The organism is Zobellia roscoffensis, from assembly GCF_015330165.1.
GTDB lineage: Bacteria > Bacteroidota > Bacteroidia > Flavobacteriales > Flavobacteriaceae > Zobellia > Zobellia roscoffensis.
Genome location: NZ_JADDXT010000002.1, coordinates 1993733 through 2016035, shown reverse-complemented (window position 1 = coordinate 2016035; position 22303 = coordinate 1993733). Strand labels below are relative to the sequence as shown.

General features: G+C 37.9%; 10 protein-coding genes. 6 read left to right on the top strand and 4 right to left on the bottom strand.

What is annotated here, in order from left to right; translation table 11 throughout:
- Nucleotides 1-4: 4 nt before the first annotated feature.
- The 3 genes from IWC72_RS08445 to IWC72_RS08435 all read right to left on the bottom strand — a co-directional run bounded on the left by IWC72_RS08445 (nucleotide 5) and on the right by IWC72_RS08435 (nucleotide 4104).
- Nucleotides 5-2302, bottom strand: a complete 2298-nt coding sequence (locus IWC72_RS08445) for a glycoside hydrolase family 65 protein (protein WP_194529469.1) — start codon at nucleotides 2300-2302, stop codon at nucleotides 5-7.
- A 35-nt stretch (nucleotides 2303-2337) separates the two neighbouring features.
- Nucleotides 2338-3000, bottom strand: a complete 663-nt coding sequence (pgmB, locus tag IWC72_RS08440) for a beta-phosphoglucomutase (RefSeq protein ID WP_194529468.1) — start codon at nucleotides 2998-3000, stop codon at nucleotides 2338-2340.
- A gap of 72 nt (nucleotides 3001-3072) precedes the next feature.
- On the bottom strand, nucleotides 3073-4104 hold the full coding sequence (locus IWC72_RS08435; protein ID WP_194529467.1) for a LacI family DNA-binding transcriptional regulator: 1032 nt from the start codon (nucleotides 4102-4104) through the stop codon (nucleotides 3073-3075).
- Nucleotides 4105-4448: 344 nt separating this feature from the next.
- Here IWC72_RS08435 and IWC72_RS08430 point away from each other — a divergent pair, with 344 nt between their 5' ends.
- From IWC72_RS08430 to dinB, 4 genes are all read left to right on the top strand, one after another.
- Nucleotides 4449-7577, top strand: a complete 3129-nt coding sequence (locus tag IWC72_RS08430; RefSeq protein WP_194529466.1) for a SusC/RagA family TonB-linked outer membrane protein — start codon at nucleotides 4449-4451, stop codon at nucleotides 7575-7577.
- Nucleotides 7578-7588: 11 nt separating this feature from the next.
- Nucleotides 7589-9163, top strand: a complete 1575-nt coding sequence (locus IWC72_RS08425) for a RagB/SusD family nutrient uptake outer membrane protein (protein ID WP_194529465.1) — start codon at nucleotides 7589-7591, stop codon at nucleotides 9161-9163.
- Nucleotides 9164-9491: 328 nt separating this feature from the next.
- Nucleotides 9492-12464, top strand: coding sequence for a DNA polymerase III subunit alpha (locus IWC72_RS08420; protein WP_194529464.1), 2973 nt, complete (start codon nucleotides 9492-9494; stop codon nucleotides 12462-12464).
- Complete coding sequence (gene dinB, locus IWC72_RS08415) at nucleotides 12464-13681, top strand: DNA polymerase IV (RefSeq protein WP_194525772.1); 1218 nt, start codon at nucleotides 12464-12466, stop codon at nucleotides 13679-13681. The genes IWC72_RS08420 and dinB overlap by 1 nt, the downstream gene beginning before the upstream one ends.
- Before the next feature lie 106 nt (nucleotides 13682-13787).
- Here dinB and IWC72_RS08410 read toward each other — a convergent pair whose 3' ends face one another.
- Nucleotides 13788-15440 carry a solute:sodium symporter family transporter gene (locus tag IWC72_RS08410; RefSeq protein ID WP_194525771.1) on the bottom strand — a complete coding sequence of 551 codons (1653 nt, stop codon included), beginning with the start codon at nucleotides 15438-15440 and terminating at the stop codon, nucleotides 13788-13790.
- A gap of 171 nt (nucleotides 15441-15611) precedes the next feature.
- Between IWC72_RS08410 and IWC72_RS08405 the strand changes: the two genes are divergently transcribed.
- Nucleotides 15612-18935 (top strand): VCBS repeat-containing protein, encoded by a 3324-nt coding sequence (locus tag IWC72_RS08405; protein WP_194529463.1) that lies wholly within the window; start codon nucleotides 15612-15614, stop codon nucleotides 18933-18935.
- Between the two features lies 1 nt (nucleotide 18936).
- The gene (locus tag IWC72_RS08400) at nucleotides 18937-22296 is read left to right on the top strand and encodes a VCBS repeat-containing protein (RefSeq protein WP_226979526.1); all 3360 of its coding nucleotides are present in this window, start codon (nucleotides 18937-18939) and stop codon (nucleotides 22294-22296) included.
- Nucleotides 22297-22303: the final 7 nt, after the last annotated feature.

Below are 22303 nucleotides of genomic sequence, written 5' to 3'. Positions count from 1 at the left end.
AAACTTATACTACCTTAACCGTATTTGGTTGTAAAACGATTCGCTCTCCTTTCAAACGGATTGACATATCTTCTTGACCAGTCAACAACAATTCAGTGCTATCTTTTTTAACCGTCACTTTTAAAATTCGGTCTCTAAAGTTAATTTTAAAGGAATACGCTTCCCATTGCTCCGGTATTTTAGGCTCAAATGAAAGTTTATCATCCACGACCCTCATTCCTCCAAAACCTTCTACAATACTCATCCAAGTACCCGCCATAGAAGTAATGTGTAGACCTTCTTCAACTTCCTTATTATAATCATCCAAATCTAACCGAGATGTTCTAAGGTAAAATGTATACGCCTGTTGCATTCGATTCAATTTTGCCGCTTGTATGCTATGTACACATGGTGAAAGCGATGATTCATGCACCGTAAATGGTTCATAAAAGTCAAAATGCTTCTCTAGTTCTTCCTCAGAGAAATGATCTTCAAAGAAATAAAACCCTTGAAGTACATCTGCCTGTTTAATGTATGGAGAGCGCAAAATACGGTCCCAGCTCCACTTTTGGTTAATGGGTCTTTGGGCTTTAGGAAGATCGCTAACCGTAATTAGCTCTTTATCTAAAAAGCCATCTTGCTGTAAAAAGACCTTTTTATCTTCCGAATATGGAAAATACATGTTATTCGCAACCTTTTCCCATTGTGAAACCTCGTTATCCGTCAACTTAGTTTTACCAATGACACGAAGGTAGTCTTCATTGTAACCATCATCAACTTTCTGTAGTTGCTCTACTGCAAAATCAATACACCATTTAGCCAAATAGTTGGTATACCAGTTATTATTAACGTTGTTCTCATACTCATTAGGACCCGTTACACCCAAAATGACATACTTATTTTTATCGGCTGAGAAACTTGCTCTTTGGTGCCAGAAACGTGCGATACCAATTAAGACCTCAAGTCCCATTTCTGGGATATAGGAATAATCGCCCGTAAATCTGTAATAGTTAAATATAGCAAAAGCAATTGCTCCGTTACGGTGAATCTCCTCAAAAGTAATTTCCCATTCGTTGTGGCATTCTTCACCGTTCATGGTAACCATAGGATAAAGAGCCGCTCCGTTAGAAAAACCTAATTTTTGAGCATTTTCAATTGCTTTATCTAGATGGTTATATCTATATTTCAACAAGCTACGCGCTACATTTTGGTCTTTGGTTGCCATGTAGAATGGTATGCAATATGCCTCTGTGTCCCAATAGGTACTACCGCCGTATTTTTCACCGGTGAATCCTTTAGGGCCAATATTTAATCTGGAATCCTTACCTAAATAGGTCTGATTCAATTGAAATATATTAAACCGAATTCCTTGCTGTGCTTTTACATCACCTTGAATAGTGATATCACTCATCTCCCAAATTTTGGCCCAAGCCTGTTTTTGTTTATCCAATAGGGCATCAAAACCAAAATCAACCGCTTTTTTCAAAGCTTTCGTTGAAGCTTCTACCAATGCTTTATGGTTTCTAGCAACCGTGTATCCACCAAATTTATGAAGCGCTACAGTTTCACCCTGCTTTACAGTTTGAACATACTCGTGAGCGATGCGTAATTCATCTTTTTGCTCCGTTGGGTTATTTTCTATGACTTTCCCATCAACAAACAACCTGCTTTCCATAAAAGTGCAGGTTTCGAAATTGGTTTTCATGGTGTGCGCTTCAATAAACGCTTTATTACCTTCTGAAGTAACCGAAGTGGTATTCCAAAATTTATCGTCCCAGTTAGAATCTTCATTAGTAATACCACTATCTAGATAGGGCACAAACTTGATTTCAACATCGCCATTCTCAGGTATAATTTCATAATTAATAGCACCAACCTCATCCAAGTCAATGGATAAAAAACGAGTGACTTTCACTGAAATTTTTACATCATTTGGTAGAACAGCCTTAAATTGACGTTTATACCAACCCTCTTTCATGTTCAACTCTCTACTGAAACCTATCACCTTTTTACAGGTGTTTAAATCCAGAGGCTCCCCGTTTACAAAAACCTCAACACCAATCCAATTGGGCGCATTCAAAACTTTAGCAAAATATTCAGGGTAGCCATTTTTCCACCAGCCCACACGGGTTTTATCGGGATAGTAAACTCCTGCTATATAGCTTCCTTGAAAGGTATCTCCTGTATAGTTTTCTTCAAAATTAGCCCGTTGCCCCATGGCTCCATTACCAATACTGAAAATACTTTCGGAAGATTTAACTAATTCCTTATCAAAACCCTCTTCAATTATTGACCAAGGATCGGCTTTTATATACTCTTGCATTTCGTTTAAAATTTAGGGGTGAAAAGAGAATGAACTTACGCTTCTGGTGACATTAAACTTTTCAAAAAATCAAGACTCATCTCTGTAAAGTCATTGAAATTATGATCTGCTTCAGAAAGAATTTGGGCATCACCTATACCAATACTTACCATATTAGCATTGTTTGCCGCTTGTATTCCTGCCACGGCATCCTCAAAAACAATACATTTCTCAGGTGATGTTTCTAACTTATTGGCCGCAATCAGAAAGACTTCTGGATCGGGCTTTGCTTTTGTTACATCGTTACCATCTACAATGGCATCAAAATAAGACAATAGTTTTACTTTTTCCAAAATAGGACGAGCATTTTTGCTTGCCGAGCCCAAAGCAATAGGAATATTGTTTTCCTTTAGAAAATCCAGAACCTTAGGTACATCCGGCAGAATTTCAGATTCGTTCATCTTTTCTATGTACTCAAGATAGTCCTCGTTCTTTTCTATCATATATTTATTGAACTCTTCTTGAGTTGCCGTGACACCTCCTATATCAAGAAGAATTTCTAAACATCGTTTGCGACTTACACCCTTAAAAAGTTCATTCTGTTCTTTTGTAAATTCAAAACCCAGTTCATTGGCAAGTTTCTTCCAAGCCAGGTAATGGTATTTAGCGGTATCTACAATAACGCCGTCAAGATCAAATATAAATGCTGATGTACTCATGTAATTTAAATTATTAATATTTTTAATCGTTTAGAATTGAATCTAGCAACATCATCAGACCTTTTACGCAATCTATTTGTTTATAGTTGAACCTCTTTCAATGAGGGTTGCCTCTATGATTTCAGTTCTATAAACTTCTTCTTCATGAAAACCAATTTCATTTTCAAGTTTCTCAATCAACATTTTGGCTGCAATTTGCCCCATTTTGTCACCGTGTTGTGCTATGGTGGTTAATGCAGGGGTTGAATATCGTGATAAAAGCCCGTCAGTAAAACCAATTACCGAGACATCTTCTGGAATCTTAAGTCCCTTCTTTTGGACCGCACCCATAAATAGTACAGCAAAAATCTCATTAACGCACAACACCCCATCAAAACTTTCGTTTTCAACAAAGGTCTCTATATAAGTTTCTTCTATTCCTTTAAAAGGCAAAACTAAGGTTAACTTTTCATCATAAGCTATGTTATGGTCAAGAAGAGCTTTTTTATAACCTTCTGCTCTCTTTTCACTAACATTAAAATAACTTTCAGTAGTGACCAATGCAATTTTCTTCTTGCCCTCGGCCAACATTTTCGCTGTTGCTTCATAGGCAATCTCCTCATCGTTCATCACCACTTTATCGCACTCAATCTCATCAATTACCCGATCAAACAAAACTAAAGGAATCCCCTGTTCCATGACCTCCTTTAAATGACTGAAATTGTTTTTTTGTTGTGTCTCCGCAGATACGGACATTATAAAACCATCAATACTACCATTGGCCAAAAGCTCCATATTGAATACCTCTTTCTCATATGACTCATCTGACACGCACACCACTACATTATAGCCATGTTGGTTGGCATACTTTTCAATACCCCTAAAAACGGTCGTAAAAAAATGATGTACAATATCTGGAATAACTACCCCTATGTTTTTTGTTCTCCTATTTTTTAAGCTTAAGGCTATTTTATTAGGTCTATAATTATAAAGTTTAGCAAAGGCTTTTACCTTTTGTTTGGTATCTGTACTTATCTCGTCACTATCTTTTAACGCTTTTGACACGGTAGAAATAGATACCTCTAATTCTCTTGCTATTTGTTTTAAGGTAATCTTTCGCTTCAAATCTTATTAACTTTTGGTAGTGAAATTAAACTATAATATGGGCAAATGACAACGATCTACTTTTTTTAACAATCTTAACAAATCATTACTGAATTTCATCCATTTTTTAATTCAAATGAAATCTGTATATTTGGAATTACATATCAATTCCCCGTTTTCAACCCTCCTTATTATTTATTTCATATTTATTCGATATATTTTTTATTAGTATCGAATTTTGCGAAAGTTATCAACACGAAACCGTTTTCGTGGTTGTCACTAAGGCAAACTCATGGATATTAACGTCGTTTTTGCATACTTTTAACTTTATCTTATAATTAAACTCAACTTAAAACAAATTATTTATGAAGATTATGCTACTCAAAAACCTGGTTATGGTTGCGGCTTTTTTAGGCTTTGGCATAGCACAGGCACAAGATGTTTCGGGAACTGTTTCCGATGCAAGTGGCCCTTTACCGGGAGCTAGTGTTGTAATAAAAGGCTCGACCACTGGAGCACAAACAGATTTTGATGGAAATTATTCATTAAGCGATGTACCTGAAGGTGCAACCTTAGTCTTTAGTTACATTGGTTTTGCTACCCAAGAAGTACCGGTCAATGGTCAATCTACAATTAACGTAACCTTGCAAGAAGATGCTCAAGCTTTGGACGAGGTTGTTATTATAGGTTATGGTTCTACAACCGTAAAAGATGCTACAGGGTCTGTAGCTTCTGTGACTTCTGAAGATTTTAACAAAGGGGTAATTTCTTCTCCTGAACAATTAATACAAGGTAAAACCGCTGGGGTACAGATTTCTCAAGGAAGTGGAGAGCCTGGATCTGGGGTTTCTATTCGTATTCGAGGAACTTCTTCTGTAAGATCAAACAACAACCCTTTATTTGTTGTTGACGGCGTGCCATTACCTTCTGGGGACACCTCATCAGAAGGCACTAATATTGGTGTTGGTTCTAGCTCAGCAAGAAACCCACTAAGTTTCTTAAATCCTAATGACATTGAAAGCATGAGTGTCCTTAAAGATGCATCTGCTACTGCTATCTACGGATCCAGAGGTGCTAACGGTGTTGTTATTATTACGACCAAGAGCGGAAAAGGTGGTGCCGAAGGCGGAACTTGGGAATTCTCTTCCGATTTAAGTTTTTCGAAACCTGCTGAAGAATATGACTTGCTAAACAGAAGCCAATTTCTTTCTGCAGTTGATGCTTTTGGAGGATCTGCTACTGATTTTGGCAGCGATACGGATTGGCAAGATTTAGTTACACGAAATTCCGCATCAACCAACAATAACTTAGCTTATTCAAGAAATTATGGTTCAGGTAACGTAAGAGCCACTTTCAATTACGGGAAGCAATTTGGAGTTATCAAAAAATCATCTCAAGAACGAATAACTGGTCGATTAAATATTTCTCAAAGATTTTTAGAGGATAAATTAAAACTTGATTTTCAAGGTACAATTTCACGTGTAAATGATGAAGCACCGCCATTAAGTGGTAGTGCTGGTTCTACAGGTGACCTTTTGGGCTCTGCATACTCGGCTAATCCAACTTGGCCTGCTAGTGCAACTTTTAACCCAGGAGACAGAATCAATCCTTTAAACTTATTGGACAGCTGGCAAAGTTTAAACAACACCAACCGTTATTTGGCAAATTTATCTGCTTCATATAATATAACCGATGAATTGACAGCAAAAGCTACAGTTGGTTATGATAAGGCAGAAGCAACACGGGAGGCTTCATTAAGTGCTAATTCGTTCAATGTTTCTAGAGGAGCAGCTGGCAACGGCCGTGGAGCACTAAATGACTTGACCAACGAGAATAGACTCTTTGAATTCACAGTAAACTATAAAAAAGAATTCGAAAATTCAACTTTAGATGTCTTGGGAGGTTTTTCTTACCAAGATTTTAATGTGAGAGGAAGAAATGTTGAAGGGTATGGCTTTGCTTCATCAGACTTGAATATAATGGCTCGTGACTTATCTAGTGCTTCAGACATTTTAGAGTCGAGAATTTCAGGCTCATACCAGCAATATGGATATGCCGAGAATATTGCCGATGGTCTTTTTGTAAACAGACTGTTTCCTACTACGGAGACCGACTTTTTAGGCGAAGCATCTATTCCGGTTAGTTCAGTTTTCGCTGACACATTTGATAACACAGATGAACTTCAATCCTATTTTGCAAGAGTTAACTATACTATAGCTAACAAGTATTTATTTACAGCTACGGTAAGAGCAGATGGTTCCTCTAAGTTTGGAGATAATAACCAGTATGGTATTTTCCCTTCAGGAGCTTTCGCTTGGAAAATTAATGAAGAGGATTTTATTGGTGATGCAGTTTCCACTTTAAAGCTTAGACTAAACTACGGAATAACAGGTAACCAAGATGGCCTTGGCTATGGAAGATTTGTAAGAAGAGAGCGATACTCAACAGCCACAACAACTGGGAATAGTAATATTAACGATGGTGGAGATATCAACGTACCAGGAATTGCCACTGTTGAATTTGCAAACCCAGATTTAAAATGGGAAGAAACTACACAATATGGTGTAGGTCTTGATTTTGGTTTTGCTAATGATCGATTGAACGGAAGTATTGATTTTTACCGTAAAGAGACTAAGGATTTACTTTTAAATATTGAAGCGGCACAACCATCGCCACAGCCAACTTTCTTTCAAAATTTAGATGCTTTAGTACTTAACCAAGGGGTAGAATTTGCATTGAACTACGATTTTGTACAGACCGAGGATTTTAACTGGTCCGCTGGATTCAATGTTGCTTATAACAAGAATGAAATTCAAGATTTTGATGGTGAAATAGCTGCAGGAACTATACGTGGCGCAGGTTTATCCAATGCCTTTTCTCAACGCCTAGCTTCAGGTCAGCCCTTATTTTCTTTCTACTTACGGGAGTTTGTTGGTTTTGACGAAAACGGAAACCCTATTCATGAAGGAGGAAATGATAATCAAAAATTTGTTGGTAAAAGTGCACTACCTGATTTTACTGGTGGTTTTTCAACAAGCTTGAACTACAAAAACTGGGATGCTTCCTTGTACTTTAATGGTCAATTTGGTAATTATATTTATAATAACACCGCTAACGCCTTCTTTACAGGTGGTGCCATAGGCAGTGGAAATAATGTAACCCAAGATGTTGTGGGACTTGCAGGTGAAGAAGGACGTTTTGCAGAAGCTTCTGTTTCAACTAGATTTTTAGAGAAAGGTGATTTCGTAAGACTTCAAAATGCTTCCATTGGGTATAACGTACCTCTTTCTGGAGAAGGCTGTTTTGACACTATGAGACTAAGTTTAAATGCTCAGAATTTGTTCGTTATTACCGACTACAGTGGTCTTGACCCAGAAGTTAGCGTAAGCCCAGCAGGTGCAGATCTATTAAACGGTTTGCCTATAGCAGGTATTGATTACAGTTCTTTTCCTAGACCTAGAACTTTAACTGTCGGTATCAACGTAACTTTTTAAAAAATACAGATATGAAAATATACATAAAAATAACCCCGATATTATTTTCGGCCTTGATGATGACTTTAGCAGTCTCTTGTACCGATCTTGAAATAGAAGAAACAGATTCTTTAATAAGTGAAGATTCGGGATCCACAGGTTTTACTGGCTTAAGTGACCCAGAATCTTCCCTTGGTGACCTTTACAATAAAGTTGGAGGAGATTTTCAGGGCCAAGAAAATATGTACGCACTTTCTGAAGTCGCCACAGACGAACTATTGGTTCCTACTAGAGGAACCGACTGGGGCGATAATGGAATTTGGAGACAACTACATACACATACTTGGACTTCATCTCACCTATACATAAAAAATTCTTGGAACAATTTGAACCAAAATATTTTTAGAGCTACAGAAATCATAGAAAGTAATCCATCAGCTGATGTTATTGCTGAAGCAAAGTTTCTTCGTGCTTTTAATATGTTTTTTGTTGTAGACCTTTTTGGTTCGGTTCCTTTTAGAGGTGTAGACGAAGGCCCAGACGTTAATCCAATGGTAATGACCAGAACGGAAGCTTTTGATTTTATAGAATCAGATATACTTGACGCTTTTCCAAGCCTACCATCTGTAGCGCCCGGTGTTGATAACACTGGTAAAGCTACGCAAGAAGCTGCTAATTTTTTATTGGCAAAGCTTTACCTGAATGCTTCTGTATACAAAGGCACAGGTACTTTTGACGCTGCCGATATGCAAAGAGTCATAGATGCAGTTGATGCCATTGAGGCCAAAGGATTTGCCATACAAGAAGGATACTTTCAAATTTTTGAACCTACGGACGATACCGAAACTATTTGGCATTTAAATAGTGAGGTTGGAGGAAGAATTTGGAATACACTTCACTACAATCAAAATTCACCTGATAATGAAGGTGGTGGATGGAATGGGTTTACGACCCTTTCTGACTTCTACAATAGTTTTGAAGGTGCTCCTAACACCAACTATGTAGGTGATGGTCAAGAAGAGCGAAGAGGTTTTGTTCCTGATGCTACTACCGCCAACAATCAAAACTTGGGTATTGGCTACGGCTTTTTGATAGGTCAACAATATAACGAAGATGGCACTCCTCTTACTAATCGCCAAGGTGCTCCTTTAAACTTTACTAAAGAAATACCAGCATTAGTAGGTAATACCGAAGTAGAAGGAGTACGGGTAATTAAATACCACCCTTTTGACCCTACTGATGATGAAAACCAAAACAACTCATTCAGAAGACATCAAATAATGTTCCGTTATGCAGATGCTCATTTAATGAGAGCAGAAGCTATGATGCGCATGGGCAATGATATTACAGGTGCGGTTAACGAATTAAGACAAAAAAGAACCGATACTCCTGACTTAACATCTGTAGATGAACAAGAGCTTCTAAGTGAAAGAGGACGAGAATTATTCATTGAATACTGGAGAAGAAATGATTTAGTAAGATTTGGGCAATTCACATCTCCTTGGGGCCTTAAAGAAGTTAGTGGAGATCAGAACGCAAACCTGTATCCTATACCGGAAACTGCACTTCTTTCAAACCCTAACCTAGTTCAGAACCCAGGGTACTAAAAATTATAACTTAAGTGTTTAGAACGCCCCGGCCTAATTAGGCTGGGGCATTTTTTTGAAATCTATATACCATAAACTGGGACATAAGCTTTCCTCCGCTAAAAATCCACATTATATATTTTCAATTTTAACATAATCAATTTTTGGATATAATCCATATAAAAGGAATTATTCCATAATTTAGCTATCTCAATTCCTTTAGGATAGTTATGTTAAAAATCCGTTTACATTCAGCCTTTAATATATTTTTTGCCCTCTTAAGAACGGTTACAATCCAACTTGCCTGTTTATTCATAAACTTGGAAACGCCCATCAAACCTAGGCACATATGTATTTAAACTGCCATACATACTATAGCCTACGGTATGGCACTCTAAAGCCAAAAGAGCTTTTGACTTTGGCTGCCCAGAAGAATTGCAAGGTTTTAGCTTTGACAGACATCAATAACACATCTGCTTGCCTAGATTTTGTTCGGATGGCCCCCAATTATGATATAAAACCAGTTCTAGGTATTGACTTTAGAAATGGTGCCGATCAGCAATTTGTTCTTCTTGCAAAAAACAATAAGGGTTATCATAATATGAATTCCTATCTCTCTTCTTTTTTACATAAACCCCATTCAATAATACCTGAAAGGCCCAGATTAATTGATGATAGTTATGTCATTTATCCTTTTGAAAAGGGCAAGGATTATAGTCTAGGTACAAACGAATATTTAGGCGTTTCCCAAAAACAATTAAACAGCCTAAAATTCTCAAAACATATTTTCAACAAAGACCGTTTGGTACTACTACACACGGTGTCCTTTCAAAATAAAAAGGGTTTTAATACACACCGTCTTTTACGTGCCATTGATAATAATACGTTACTAAGCAAACTACCAACAAGCGAGCAAGGTAATGAAACAGACCAATTCTTATCTATTGAGGACATACAGATTATTTATAGTGATTTTCCACGATTGCTAGAAAACACAACACAGCTACTCAATGAGTGTCATATTAAGTTTAATTTCTCGGTAACCAAACCAAAAAACCAACGTACTTACTCTAACAATGAAGCTTTAGATTTCCGATTTCTTAAGAAATTAACGTACCAGGGCCTCTCTTATCGTTACGAAAATGTAGATAAAAAAATCTATTCCCGCATCTCTAAAGAGCTAGCTATTATTAAAGAAAAAGGATTTGTTTCTTATTTTTTAATCAACTGGAAAATATTAAAATACGCCCGTAGCAAAGGCTTTTTTTATGTGGGCCGTGGTAGTGGCGCCAATAGTATTATAGCCTATCTACTGCGCATAACCGATGTAGACCCCGTAGAATTAGACCTATATTTTGAGCGTTTTATTAATCTCTATCGTCAAAATCCGCCTGATTTTGATATTGATTTTTCATGGGCAGATAGAGATGATATTACCCGATTCATGTTTAAACAATTTAAGAATACTGCTCTTATAACCGTTTACAATACGTTTAAATTCAAGGCATCGGTACGCGAATTGGGGAAAGTTTTTGGACTACCAAAATCTGAAATAGATGCTCTTACTAAAGGTAAGTTTAACTTAAATCAGCTCGACAACCTTTCCCAATTGGTTATAAAATACAGCCAATATATACAAGGGTTTCCCAATTATTTAGGTATTCATGCGGGAGGTGTTTTAATATCCGAACAACCAATCCATAGGTATTGCGCCACATTCATGCCGCCCAAAGGTTTTGCCACCACACAGATAGATATGGTAGCCGCCGAAGATATAGGACTGTATAAGTTCGATATTTTAAGTCAGCGCGGATTAGGAAAAATTAAAGATACCGTTGAAATTATAAGAAAGAACCATCCCCTCCAAAAGCCCATAGATATTCATAATATTAAACGGTTCAAAGAGGACAAGCGCATTAAATACCTTTTAAAAAATGCAAAGGCAATAGGTTGTTTTTATGTAGAATCTCCTGCCATGCGAATGTTATTGAAAAAATTACAAGTAGATAATTATTTGGGGTTGGTTGCCGCCAGTTCGGTCATTCGCCCAGGAGTGGCAAAATCCGGAATGATGCGTGAATATATTTTACGCTACCGCCATCCTGAGCGCAGAAAAGACGCACACCCCGTTTTGCTTCATATTATGCCCGAAACTTTTGGGGTTATGGTCTACCAAGAAGATGTTATTAAAGTAGCGCATCACTTTGGAGGTCTGACTCTTGGCGAAGCTGATATGTTACGCCGTGGAATGTCAGGTAAATTTCGCTCACGAGATGAATTCTTAAAAGTAAAGCAACAATTTTTTGATAACTGTAAGGCCAGTGGAAAACCTGATGCCGTAACAGGCGACATTTGGCGACAAATTGAAAGTTTTGCCGGTTATGCTTTTGCCAAAGGTCATTCTGCCTCATATGCCGTAGAAAGTTATCAAAGCTTATTTTTAAAAGCATACTACCCGTTAGAATATATGGTGGCGACACTCAACAACGGTGGCGGATTTTACAGTCGAGAACTTTATGTGCACGAGACTAAAATGCACGGTGGTATTATTCAAGCTCCGTGCATTAACAGAAGTGGTGACCTCACTACTATAACGGGCCGTACTATTTACCTTGGATTTAGTTTTTTACGAAGTTTAGAAAATGAAACCACAGAAAAAATACTTATGGACAGGGCACATTATGGTCCTTATAAAAGTTTGGATGATTTTATTGATAGGCTTTCCATTTCGGTAGAACAACTTGCCATACTCATTAAAATTAATGCATTCCGTTTTACGGGCAGAAACAAAAGAGAACTTCTTTGGAACGCCTATTTACAAACAAGTAAAATTCCGAAAGAAGCACATATTCCTACCTTGTTCTATTCTAAAAAAGTATCGTATAAGACCCCAGAGCTAAAAAGCACCGAATTAGAGAATGCATTTGACGAATATGAACTCTTAGGATTTCCGTTGTGCAATCCATTCAATTTGTTGGCCAACCCTACAAAAAACTCTCTAAGAGCAAATCAATTACTTCATTATAAAAATAGAGTAATTACAATTGAAGGCTATTTGGTAGCCACAAAAAACACGGCAACCTCCAACGGAAAATTAATGCATTTTGGAACTTTTTTAGATAGAAACGGCAATTTTATAGATACGGTTCATTTTCCTCCCATAGCCGCTAAATTCCCGTTTAAAGGAAAAGGCATTTACGCTATCACCGGGAAAGTTACTGAAGAATTTGAATGTGTTACTATTGAGGTCATCAGTATGTACCACCAAGCAATTATTGAAGATCCCAGATATTCCGAAAATCCCAAAAAACCTGCTGTGTAATGCCTAAGGAAAGAGCTATAGTACATATGGATCTGGATACATTTTTTGTATCCTGCGAGCGTTTGTTAGACAGCCGCTTGGATAACAAACCTATTCTAATAGGTGGTGTTTCTGACCGTGGCGTAGTAGCTTCATGCAGTTATGAGGCTCGAAAATTTGGCATTCACTCGGCAATGCCCATGCGTATGGCAAAACAATTGTGTCCAGAAGCCATTGTTTTAAGGGGTAATGCAGCTACGTATAGCAAATTCTCCAATTTAGTTACAGATGTCATAAAAGACAGTGTACCCCTTTATGAAAAAAGCTCGGTAGATGAATTTTATATTGATTTAACAGGAATGGATAAGTTCTTTGGTTGCCACCAAATGGCCATTGAACTAAGGGAAAAAATCATGAACGAAACCGGTTTGCCTATTTCCTTTGGGTTATCCATTAATAAAACCGTTTCAAAAATCGCTACAGGCGAAGCTAAACCTAATAACCAAATTAGAATTTACAAAGGAACGGAGAAACCCTTCTTAGCGCCATTATCTGTTAGAAAAATACCTATGGTTGGTGAGGTTACCTATAAATCCTTATGTGACCTGGGAATAAAAAAAATAGTAACTGTTCAGCAAATGCCTATGCAATTAATGCATAAGGTATTAGGCAAAAATGGACTCACTATTTGGAAAAAAGCCAATGGTATAGATAATAGTCCCGTAATTCAATATCACGAACGGAAATCTATTTCTACAGAACGAACTTTTGATAAAGACACCACGGACATTAAAAAACTAAAAAGTATTATTGTAGCTATGTCCGAGAATTTAGCCTATCAATTACGACGAGGCAATAAACTCACAGCTTGCATTACCTTTAAAATACGCTATTCCGATTTTCAGACCTATACCCAACAGCAAAGAATACCCTACAGTTCATTAGACAGCAGCATACTCCCCGTAGTATTAAACCTCTACGAAAAGCTATACAATAGACGCCTACTGGTTCGGCTGATAGGTGTTCGCTTTAGTCACTTGGTAGAAGGTGGGCACCAGATTAATTTATTCGAAGACAACGAAAAACAAATCCGTTTGAGTTTAGCAATAGACAAAATGCGTGAACGATATGGAGACCGCTCCGTTATTAGTGCTGCCGGAATGGAAGCTAAAAGCATTAGCCGCTGGAACCCGTTTTCAGGTGAACCACCGCCTCTTTTACCTAATAGGAGAAGGTAATCTCTTTAGTTTTATCTAAAAAAAATAACTTTAGAAAACAACGTTAAAAGAAAAAACCTTGCTTGGTCAGCAACCAATGCAAGGCTTTCTTTTTATTTTAAAATTTCTATTTCGCAAAATACACGTAGAGTGCAACTACTATAAAACAGATTGCAATACCTACTTGCTTTACATATTTGTACGGCTCAATAGATACTTGGTTTGTGTATTCCAATTCAAACGGCTTTTCGTTTGGCCATATTTTACCAATAACCAACATGATAGCCGCATTCAACACAAACAAAATAGCCATTACATGTATAAAGTGTGGGTAAGCTTCAGCTTTTATTAGCGCCAATGCATCTGGATCGGTTATACCTGAAACGGCAGCTTCTTCCAAAGCACCATCAACAAACATAGGCTGTAAATAAAACTGACTAAAACAGTACAGCACCACTCCGGCAATAATACCTATTTTAGCCGCAATGGCCGGAACTCGTTTGGTAAGGTACCCTACCACAATTATGGTGAAAATTGGAATGGTATAAATACCGTTCAGCTCTTGCAAATAAGCAAATAGACTACCTGCGTTAGAAATTAACGGCGCAATAAGCATAGCGCCAACCGCCAAAACAATCCCAAAAATCTTTCCGTATTTTACAACCGTTTGCTCGTTAGCTTCCGGGTTAATGTGCTGTTTATAAACATCAAGTCCAAAAAGCGTTACCGAACTATTTAACACACTATTGAACGAACTTAAAATAGCACCAAAAAGTACGGCCACAAAAAAGCCAACTAGGTATTTAGGTAGTACCGCATTTACCAAAGCAGGATATGCTTGGTCAGGCATTTCCAATCCTCCTTTAAAATAATGGAAAGCAATAATACCTGGAAGCACAACAATTAACGGACCTAAAATTTTAATGAAAGAAGCTAGTAACAACCCTTTTTGACCTTCGGCCAAATTCTTTGCCCCCAAGGCCCTTTGAATAATTTGTTGGTTGGTTCCCCAATAAAACAAATTGATAAGCATCATACCAGTAAAAAGGGTAGAAAAAGGTACGCTATTGGTAACCTCTCCCGTAGAATCAAATTTGTCCGGATTGGCTTGATATAGTATATCTAGACCTCCAAAAACACTACCATCACCAATGGCTATCAATCCAAAAATAGGTATCAAAAGACCACCTATCAATAATCCAACCGCGTTTATAGTATCGGAAACCGCTACAGCCTTTAACCCGCCAAATACCGCATAAATAGAGCCAATAATACCAATACCCCAAATACTGAGATTTAAAGCCGTACTATCAGAAACCCCTAACATGGTTGGTAAATCGAACATGGTACTGATTGCCAATGCCCCAGAATAAAGGATTGTAGGCAACAAAACCACTACATAACCAGTAAGAAACAAGACCGATGTTAATGTTTTTGTTGTTACATCATACCTATCTTTTAGAAATTGGGGAACAGTGGTAATTCCTCCCTTTAAATATCTAGGCAACAAGAATATTGCTGTAACAACCATAGCAATTGCGGCTAAGGTTTCCCAAGCCATCACTACAATCCCTTCGGTATAAGATTGCCCATTAAGACCTACTATTTGTTCTGTGGAAAGGTTTGTCAACAACAATGACCCAGCTATAACTCCAGCGGTCAAACTCCTTCCTCCTAAAAAATAACCGTCAGAAGACTGTTCGTCTGTTGTTCGTGTTGCAAAATAAGATATTATGGCTACCAAAGCGGTAAAACCTACAAAAGACAAAATTCCGATCATTATGAATTGGTTTGATATTTTGGCTAAATATATTGGATTATTTACGAAAAACTTAATGATTAGCAGACAATATATGCGATATCACATTTGCCAAAGAAATAAGTTGAAATTTCACAGCCCTGTAATTTTCTAGACCTCTGCGCATTGATTATCTTGCAAGTGATTTTGACCATGAAAAAAGTACTGGGTTTTATTTGGGTTTGGGCACTGTCCTTTTTAATGATTTCCTGCTCAGAAAAAAAGCAAGAAACGCCCACCCTATTTAAAAAAACTTACGCCTCACACACTGGAATATCCTTTACTAATTCGCTCAAAAACACACCGGAACTTAACATCCTCAATTACCTTTATTATTACAATGGAGCTGGAGTAGCTGCAGCAGATTTTAATAATGACGGACTTACAGACCTCTATTTTACGGCAAACGAAGGTGCAGACCATTTTTACCTAAATAAAGGCGACTTCAAATTCAGTGAAATAAGCCAAAAAGCAGGCATTACTAATTCAAAGGGTTGGACCACTGGCATAACCCACGCAGATATCAATAATGACGGGCTTTTAGATATTTACATTAGCAAGGTTAGTAATTATAAGCATTTAAAAGGCTCTAATTTACTCTACATAAATCAAGGTAATAGCGCTAATGGAACTCCTATTTTTAAAGAGGAAGCAAAAAAGTATGGTCTTGATTTTTCAGGCTTTTCTACCCAAGCTTCTTTCTTTGATTATGATTTGGATGGAGACCTTGATATGTTTTTGCTCAACCACTCCGTTCACCCAAATCGCACTTATGGCAAAGGAAGCAAAAGAAAAAAAGTAGACTCCCTATCCGGAGACCGTTTGTACAAAAATGAAAACGGAAAATTTATTGACGTATCTGCTGAAACTAATATTTTTCAAGGTGAAATTGGCTATGGTCTTGGTCTTGGTGTGAGCGATGTTAACAATGACGGTTATCCTGATATTTACGTAGGAAATGATTTCTTTGAAAACGACTATCTATACATCAATCGCAAAGACGGTACGTTTGAAGAAATTATTTCAAAGAACGATAAAAAACTAGGTCACACCACCCACTTCTCCATGGGAAATGATTTGGCTGATATTAATAATGACGGACTTACGGATATTGTTTCCCTAGACATGTTGCCCGAAAATCTAGAGACCTACAAAACTTCTGGTTTGGAATTTTCTTACCCAACTTACCAAAACTATCTGCGAAACGGTTATGCTCCGCAGTACATGCAAAATACCTTGCACTTGAATCTTGGAAATAATAACTTCAGCGAAATTGCACACCTTGCAGCTATTTCAGCAACAGAATGGTCTTGGGGCTCACTTTTAGCGGACTATGACAACGATGGATTAAAGGACCTTTTTGTTTCTAACGGAATTAAAGGTGCCACCAATGATATGGATTTCATAAACTTCATTGCCAATGAAAATATCCAAAAACGCATTGAAGCCGGAATGACGAAGGAAGATTTGGCATTTATTGAGGAAATGCCAAAGAAAAAGGTCCCCAACTATTTTTTTAAAAATCAGGGAGATTTAACCTTCAAGAACGTATCCGATGAATGGTCCGATCAACAGGCCAGTTATAGCAACGGCAGTATTTATGCAGACCTGGACAATGACGGTGATTTGGATATTGTGGTTAACAATGTTGACCAAGAAGCATATGTTTTAGAAAACACAAGCGATTCGAACTTGAAAAATCACTTTCTGAAAATCGATTTTAAAGGGAGTAAAAACAATCTTTTCGGAATTGGCGCAAAGGTTATCGCTTATGGAAAAACAGCTTCAATAAGTGCTGAAAATTTTGTGAGCAGAGGGTACCTATCGGCTGTACCTCCCCAAATACATTTGGGTATTGGCAAAGATTCTCTTTTGGACTCTGTTAAGGTCATATGGCCTAACGGAAAACATCAAACGCTACAGAACGTTTTAACCAATCAAAAAATCACTTTCAGTTTTTCTGATGCAAATGAAAGCTTTGATCGGAAGTTAAAGCAATCTACACCTCTCCTACTTAACAACGCTCCTGATTTCCTTGGGTTTTACCATAAAGACAGTCCAACTCTTGAGTTCAACCGTAGTCCGTTGGTTCCTTTCGCGAACACTAATGAAGGTCCTGAAATTTCGGTGGCCGATGTCAACCTAGACGGTTTAGATGATGTTCTCATTAGTGGGGCAAAGGGGCAAGCCTCCACCTTGTTCGTTCAACAATCACAAGGTAACTTCATACAAGAACAGACTACCCTATTTGAAGAAGATCGTATTAACGAAGATATTTCTCAGGTCTTTTTTGATGCCGACGGCGATGGTGACCAAGATTTAATAATCGTAAGTGGAGGAAATGAATTCCAATCGGGCAAACCATTGCAACCTCGTTTTTACCGAAATGAGAATGGCCAATTCAAAAAAGAAGAAAACCAGTTCAACGAGCTTTATGTAAATGCCTCAAATGTAAGTTCTGTAGATTTTGATAATGATGGAGACACAGATATTCTAATCGCTTCCGACCAGATTCCACATCAATTTGGTTCCACTCCGTCACAATATATTTTTGAAAATGATGGTACCGGAAATTTTGCCGATGTATCAGAAGCCTTTGGCAAAGCTTTTCAAAATATTGGCGCCGTAAAGGACCTTATCTGGAAGGATTTGAACGGCAACGGATTCAAAGACCTCATAGCAGTTGGCCATTGGATGCCTATTTCTATTTTCTACAATGACGGAAAACTATTGCAACTCCAAAATCACCAAAACTTAAAAGAAAGCAATGGTTGGTGGAACACCATAGTTGCCGATGACTTTGACAATGATGGCGATATTGATTTTGTTGCGGGAAACTGGGGTCTAAACAGCAAGTTTAGTGTATCAAAATCAGAACCCATCACTCTTTATAGTACAGATTTTGACCAAAATGGAACCATAGATCCAATTGTAACCCATTTCCAACAACAAACGGAAACTCCATTTTCATCTAAAGATGAACTCGTAAAACAATTACCGTATTTGAACAAGCAATTTCTATCGTATAAAGATTTTGCTAAAGCCTCAGTTTCCGATTTGTTTTCACATGAAAAATTGACAAAATCTGGTCAAAAAAAGGTCTATGAATTGCAAAGTTTATTTTACGAAAACGATGGAGTTGGCAATTTTAAAATAAAAGCACTTCCAACTATTGCACAAGCATCTACAATTCATGATATTGCAGTAGACGACTTTGATAATGATGGCTTTAAAGACCTACTTATAGTTGGCAATACATCCGAAATAAGCACACAATTGGGCAGAATGGATGCCGCGCACGGCATCATTTTACGAAACAACCAAAAAGGAGATTTTGAGTGGCTGAGCAATCAGAAATTCAACATAGAAGGGCCTGCAAGAAGTATTGCCAAGATTAAAGTAAAAAATAAAGAATTCTACATCATTGGCAGAAATAATGACACCCCTGTTTTTCTATCAAAAAAAAGTTATAAATAGTATGCAATCAATAACCAAAATGGTTTTTAAAGCTCCCCTTTGGACAGTTATTTTTATAATGACCCTTCTCGTTTCGTGTAAAAGCGAAACGAAAGAGGATACTGCTGAAACCCAAAAAAAAGAAACACTCTTTAGTATGCTTCCGGCAGAAGAGACAGGCATCGATTTTATCAACGCTGTTCAGAACCAAAAGAATTTCAACATCTTCAAATACCGTAATTTCTATAATGGTGGTGGGGTTGCCATTGGTGATATCAACAATGACGGACTTGCAGACATCTACCTTTCTGCAAATATGGGTCCGAACAAACTATACCTCAATAAAGGCGATTTTAAGTTTGAAGATATTTCCGAGAAGGCAGGAGTTGTAGGGAATAAACCGTGGTCTACAGGTGTTGTCATGGCCGATATTAATGCAGACGGACTCCTAGACATTTACGTGAGCAATGCAGGTAACATGGAAGGCAACAATCATGACAATGACCTATACATTAATAACGGAGACCTTACCTTTTCTGAAAAAGCAAAAGACTATAACCTTGCCGAAACCGGCTTTTCTACTCATGCATCATTTTTTGATTATGATAAAGATGGCGACCTTGATGCCTATATTTTAAACAACAGCAATATTCCTGTTAGCAGTTTGGGTTATGCGGAACAACGCAGTGTTAGAGCACAGGACTGGGAAGGCGTACCACATATTTTTAGAGGTGTGGGCGATATGCTTTTACGCAATGACAATGGTACATTTACAGATGTAAGTGAGGAAGCTGGCATTTACGGAAGCCTTATTGGCTTTGGTCTTGGCGTTATGGTCAGTGACATTAACGGAGACTTGTGGCCTGATATCTACGTTTCTAATGACTTTTATGAACGAGATTACCTTTACATCAACCAAAAAGATGGCACTTTTACAGAGGAAATAAAAGAGTGGACTTCCCACCTGTCACTTTCCGCAATGGGTATTGACATGGCCGATATTAATAATGACGGCAATGCCGATATTTTTATTACGGACATGCTTCCAGAAGGAGACGAACGTGTAAAATCAGTCATGGAATTTGAAGGCTACAATGTTTTCAGATTAAAACAGAGTAAAGATTTTTATCAGCAGTACATTCAAAATACTTTACAACTCAATAATGGCAATGGTTCCTTTTCTGAAATTGCCTACCACAGTGGCGTAGCAAAAACGGACTGGAGTTGGGCCGGACTTTTATTTGATATGGATAATGACGGTCTTCGGGATATTTTCATCACCAATGGAGTAAACCATGACCTAACGGACCTTGATTTTGTAGATTTCTTTGCCAATGAAATCATTCAAAAAATGGCACTAACGGGTAAAAAAGAATCCATAGATTCCATTATCAATAAAATGCCCATTAAACCGCAACCCAATTATGCATACCGAAACAATGGCGATATAACTTTTGACAACGCCGCAGTTGATTGGGGCTTTGAAATCCCCAGTTTATCGAACGGAGCGGCATACGGAGACCTTGATAATGATGGAGACTTAGACCTTGTTGTGAACAATGTAAACATGCAGTCGTTCATATACAAGAACAAAACCAATGAGCTAACGGACAATCACTTTATAAAATTAAAGTTCGTAGGCGAAGGGCAGAATCCGTTTGCTGTAGGCACAAGCATTAAAATGTATTATGATGACCAGGTGGTTTTTCAAGAATTGATTCCCTCACGTGGTTTTCAATCTTCGGTAGATTATGTAATGGATATTGGTCTAGGTGCAACCACAACAGTAGATTCCCTTCGGGTTATTTGGCCAGATGATTACACCCAGAAACTAGAGAATGTTTCTGCAGACCAGCTTTTAACCTTAAAAAGGTCTGAGGCAACCGAGAAATATAGCCTGCCCAAACCATCCAAAATAAAAACACTGCTCACCGAACTGAAAAACGATAAGTTAGCCCCGCACAAAGAAGATGTTTATCAAGACTTTGATTATGAGGGATTAATTTCCAAATCGGTATCACAAGAAGGCCCTGCATTGGCTGTTGGAGATGCAAATGGCGATGGCAATGAAGATATTTTCTTAGGAGGAGCCGATGGGCAACCCGGAGTAGTATATATCCATTCCGGTAATGGCAAGCTTTCTAAAAAGCCATTAAGCTTTGATATTGACTTTGAGGATACCGCTGCTGCATTTTTTGATGCCGATGGCGATGGCGACCAAGACTTGGTGGTGGGTTCGGGCGGAAATCGCATTAATCAAGAAAACACATATAAACCTAGATTATATCTAAATGACGGAAAAGGGAATTTTAGTAAAGCAAAAGATGACCTCCCTTCTGTCTTTAAAAACATTTCAGTTATTTCTCCCTATGATTTTGACCAAGATGGCGATATTGACCTGTTTGTTGGTTCAAGAAGTGTTGTTGGCACCTACGGCATTGATCCCGATCATCTCTTTTTGGAGAATCAAGGTGATGGAAAATTCGTTGATGCCACGGAGCGATTGGCATACGACCTTAAAGATGCAGGCATGGTAACGGATGCTATTTGGGCCGATATTGATGGGGATGGCAAACAGGATCTTGTTACCACATCCGAATGGGGAAGACCCAATATTTACAAAAATTCAGGTAGGCGCTTAAGCCGACTTTCAACAAACCTTGACAGTCTTTACGGGTGGTGGAACACTGCGGAAGCCGTTGACCTTGATGATGATGGCGATATGGATTTGGTGTTAGGAAATCAAGGTACAAACGTACCCTACGAAGCCTCTAAAGAACATCCCATGAAATTATGGATCAATGACTATGATAATAACGGAACGTTGGAGCAGATTACAACTCGAGGGTTTGATGGAAAGGATTATCCTATTCACCAGAAAAAAGAGCTGACCGGACAAATTGTTTCCCTAAAAAAGCAAAGTTTAAAAGCTTCGGAATACGCCAAAAAAACAATTGACGAGCTTTTCCCAAAAGAAATATTTGAGCGCAGTATTGTTAAAGAGGCCAACACCATGTCTTCCGTAATTGCCATTAATGAAGGTGGTGGTAAATTCACTATTAAAAAATTGCCCTCACGTGTTCAACTTTCATGCGTTTGCGGTATTACTTGTGCCGATGTTAATAAAGATGGCAACCTAGATCTGATCATGGCCGGAAATAATTTTGAGTTCAAGCCACAATACTCTCGTTTAGATGCCAGCTATGGCAATGTGCTTTTGGGCGATGGAAACCTAAATTTTAAATGGCAAGATTACGGCACTAGTGGTTTTTTTATAAAAAATGAAGTAAAACACTTGAAACAATTCAAAGATAAAAATGGCAAAAGTTATCTGATTGCAGCTATAAACAATAGCTCTCCAAAAATTTACGCGTTAGATTAATGTTGCT

Excerpts from the sequence above, each read along its gene's own strand:
- IWC72_RS08445 (WP_194529469.1), bottom strand. The coding sequence starts at position 2,302 with ATGCAAGAGTATATAAAAGCCGATCCTTGGTCAATAATTGAAGAGGGT.
- pgmB (WP_194529468.1), bottom strand. The coding sequence starts at position 3,000 with ATGAGTACATCAGCATTTATATTTGATCTTGACGGCGTTATTGTAGAT.
- IWC72_RS08430 (WP_194529466.1), top strand. The coding sequence starts at position 4,449 with ATGAAGATTATGCTACTCAAAAACCTGGTTATGGTTGCGGCTTTTTTA.
- IWC72_RS08425 (WP_194529465.1), top strand. The coding sequence starts at position 7,589 with ATGAAAATATACATAAAAATAACCCCGATATTATTTTCGGCCTTGATG.
- IWC72_RS08420 (WP_194529464.1), top strand. The coding sequence starts at position 9,492 with ATGTATTTAAACTGCCATACATACTATAGCCTACGGTATGGCACTCTA.
- dinB (WP_194525772.1), top strand. The coding sequence starts at position 12,464 with ATGCCTAAGGAAAGAGCTATAGTACATATGGATCTGGATACATTTTTT.
- IWC72_RS08410 (WP_194525771.1), bottom strand. The coding sequence starts at position 15,440 with ATGATCGGAATTTTGTCTTTTGTAGGTTTTACCGCTTTGGTAGCCATA.
- IWC72_RS08405 (WP_194529463.1), top strand. The coding sequence starts at position 15,612 with ATGAAAAAAGTACTGGGTTTTATTTGGGTTTGGGCACTGTCCTTTTTA.
- IWC72_RS08400 (WP_226979526.1), top strand. The coding sequence starts at position 18,937 with ATGCAATCAATAACCAAAATGGTTTTTAAAGCTCCCCTTTGGACAGTT.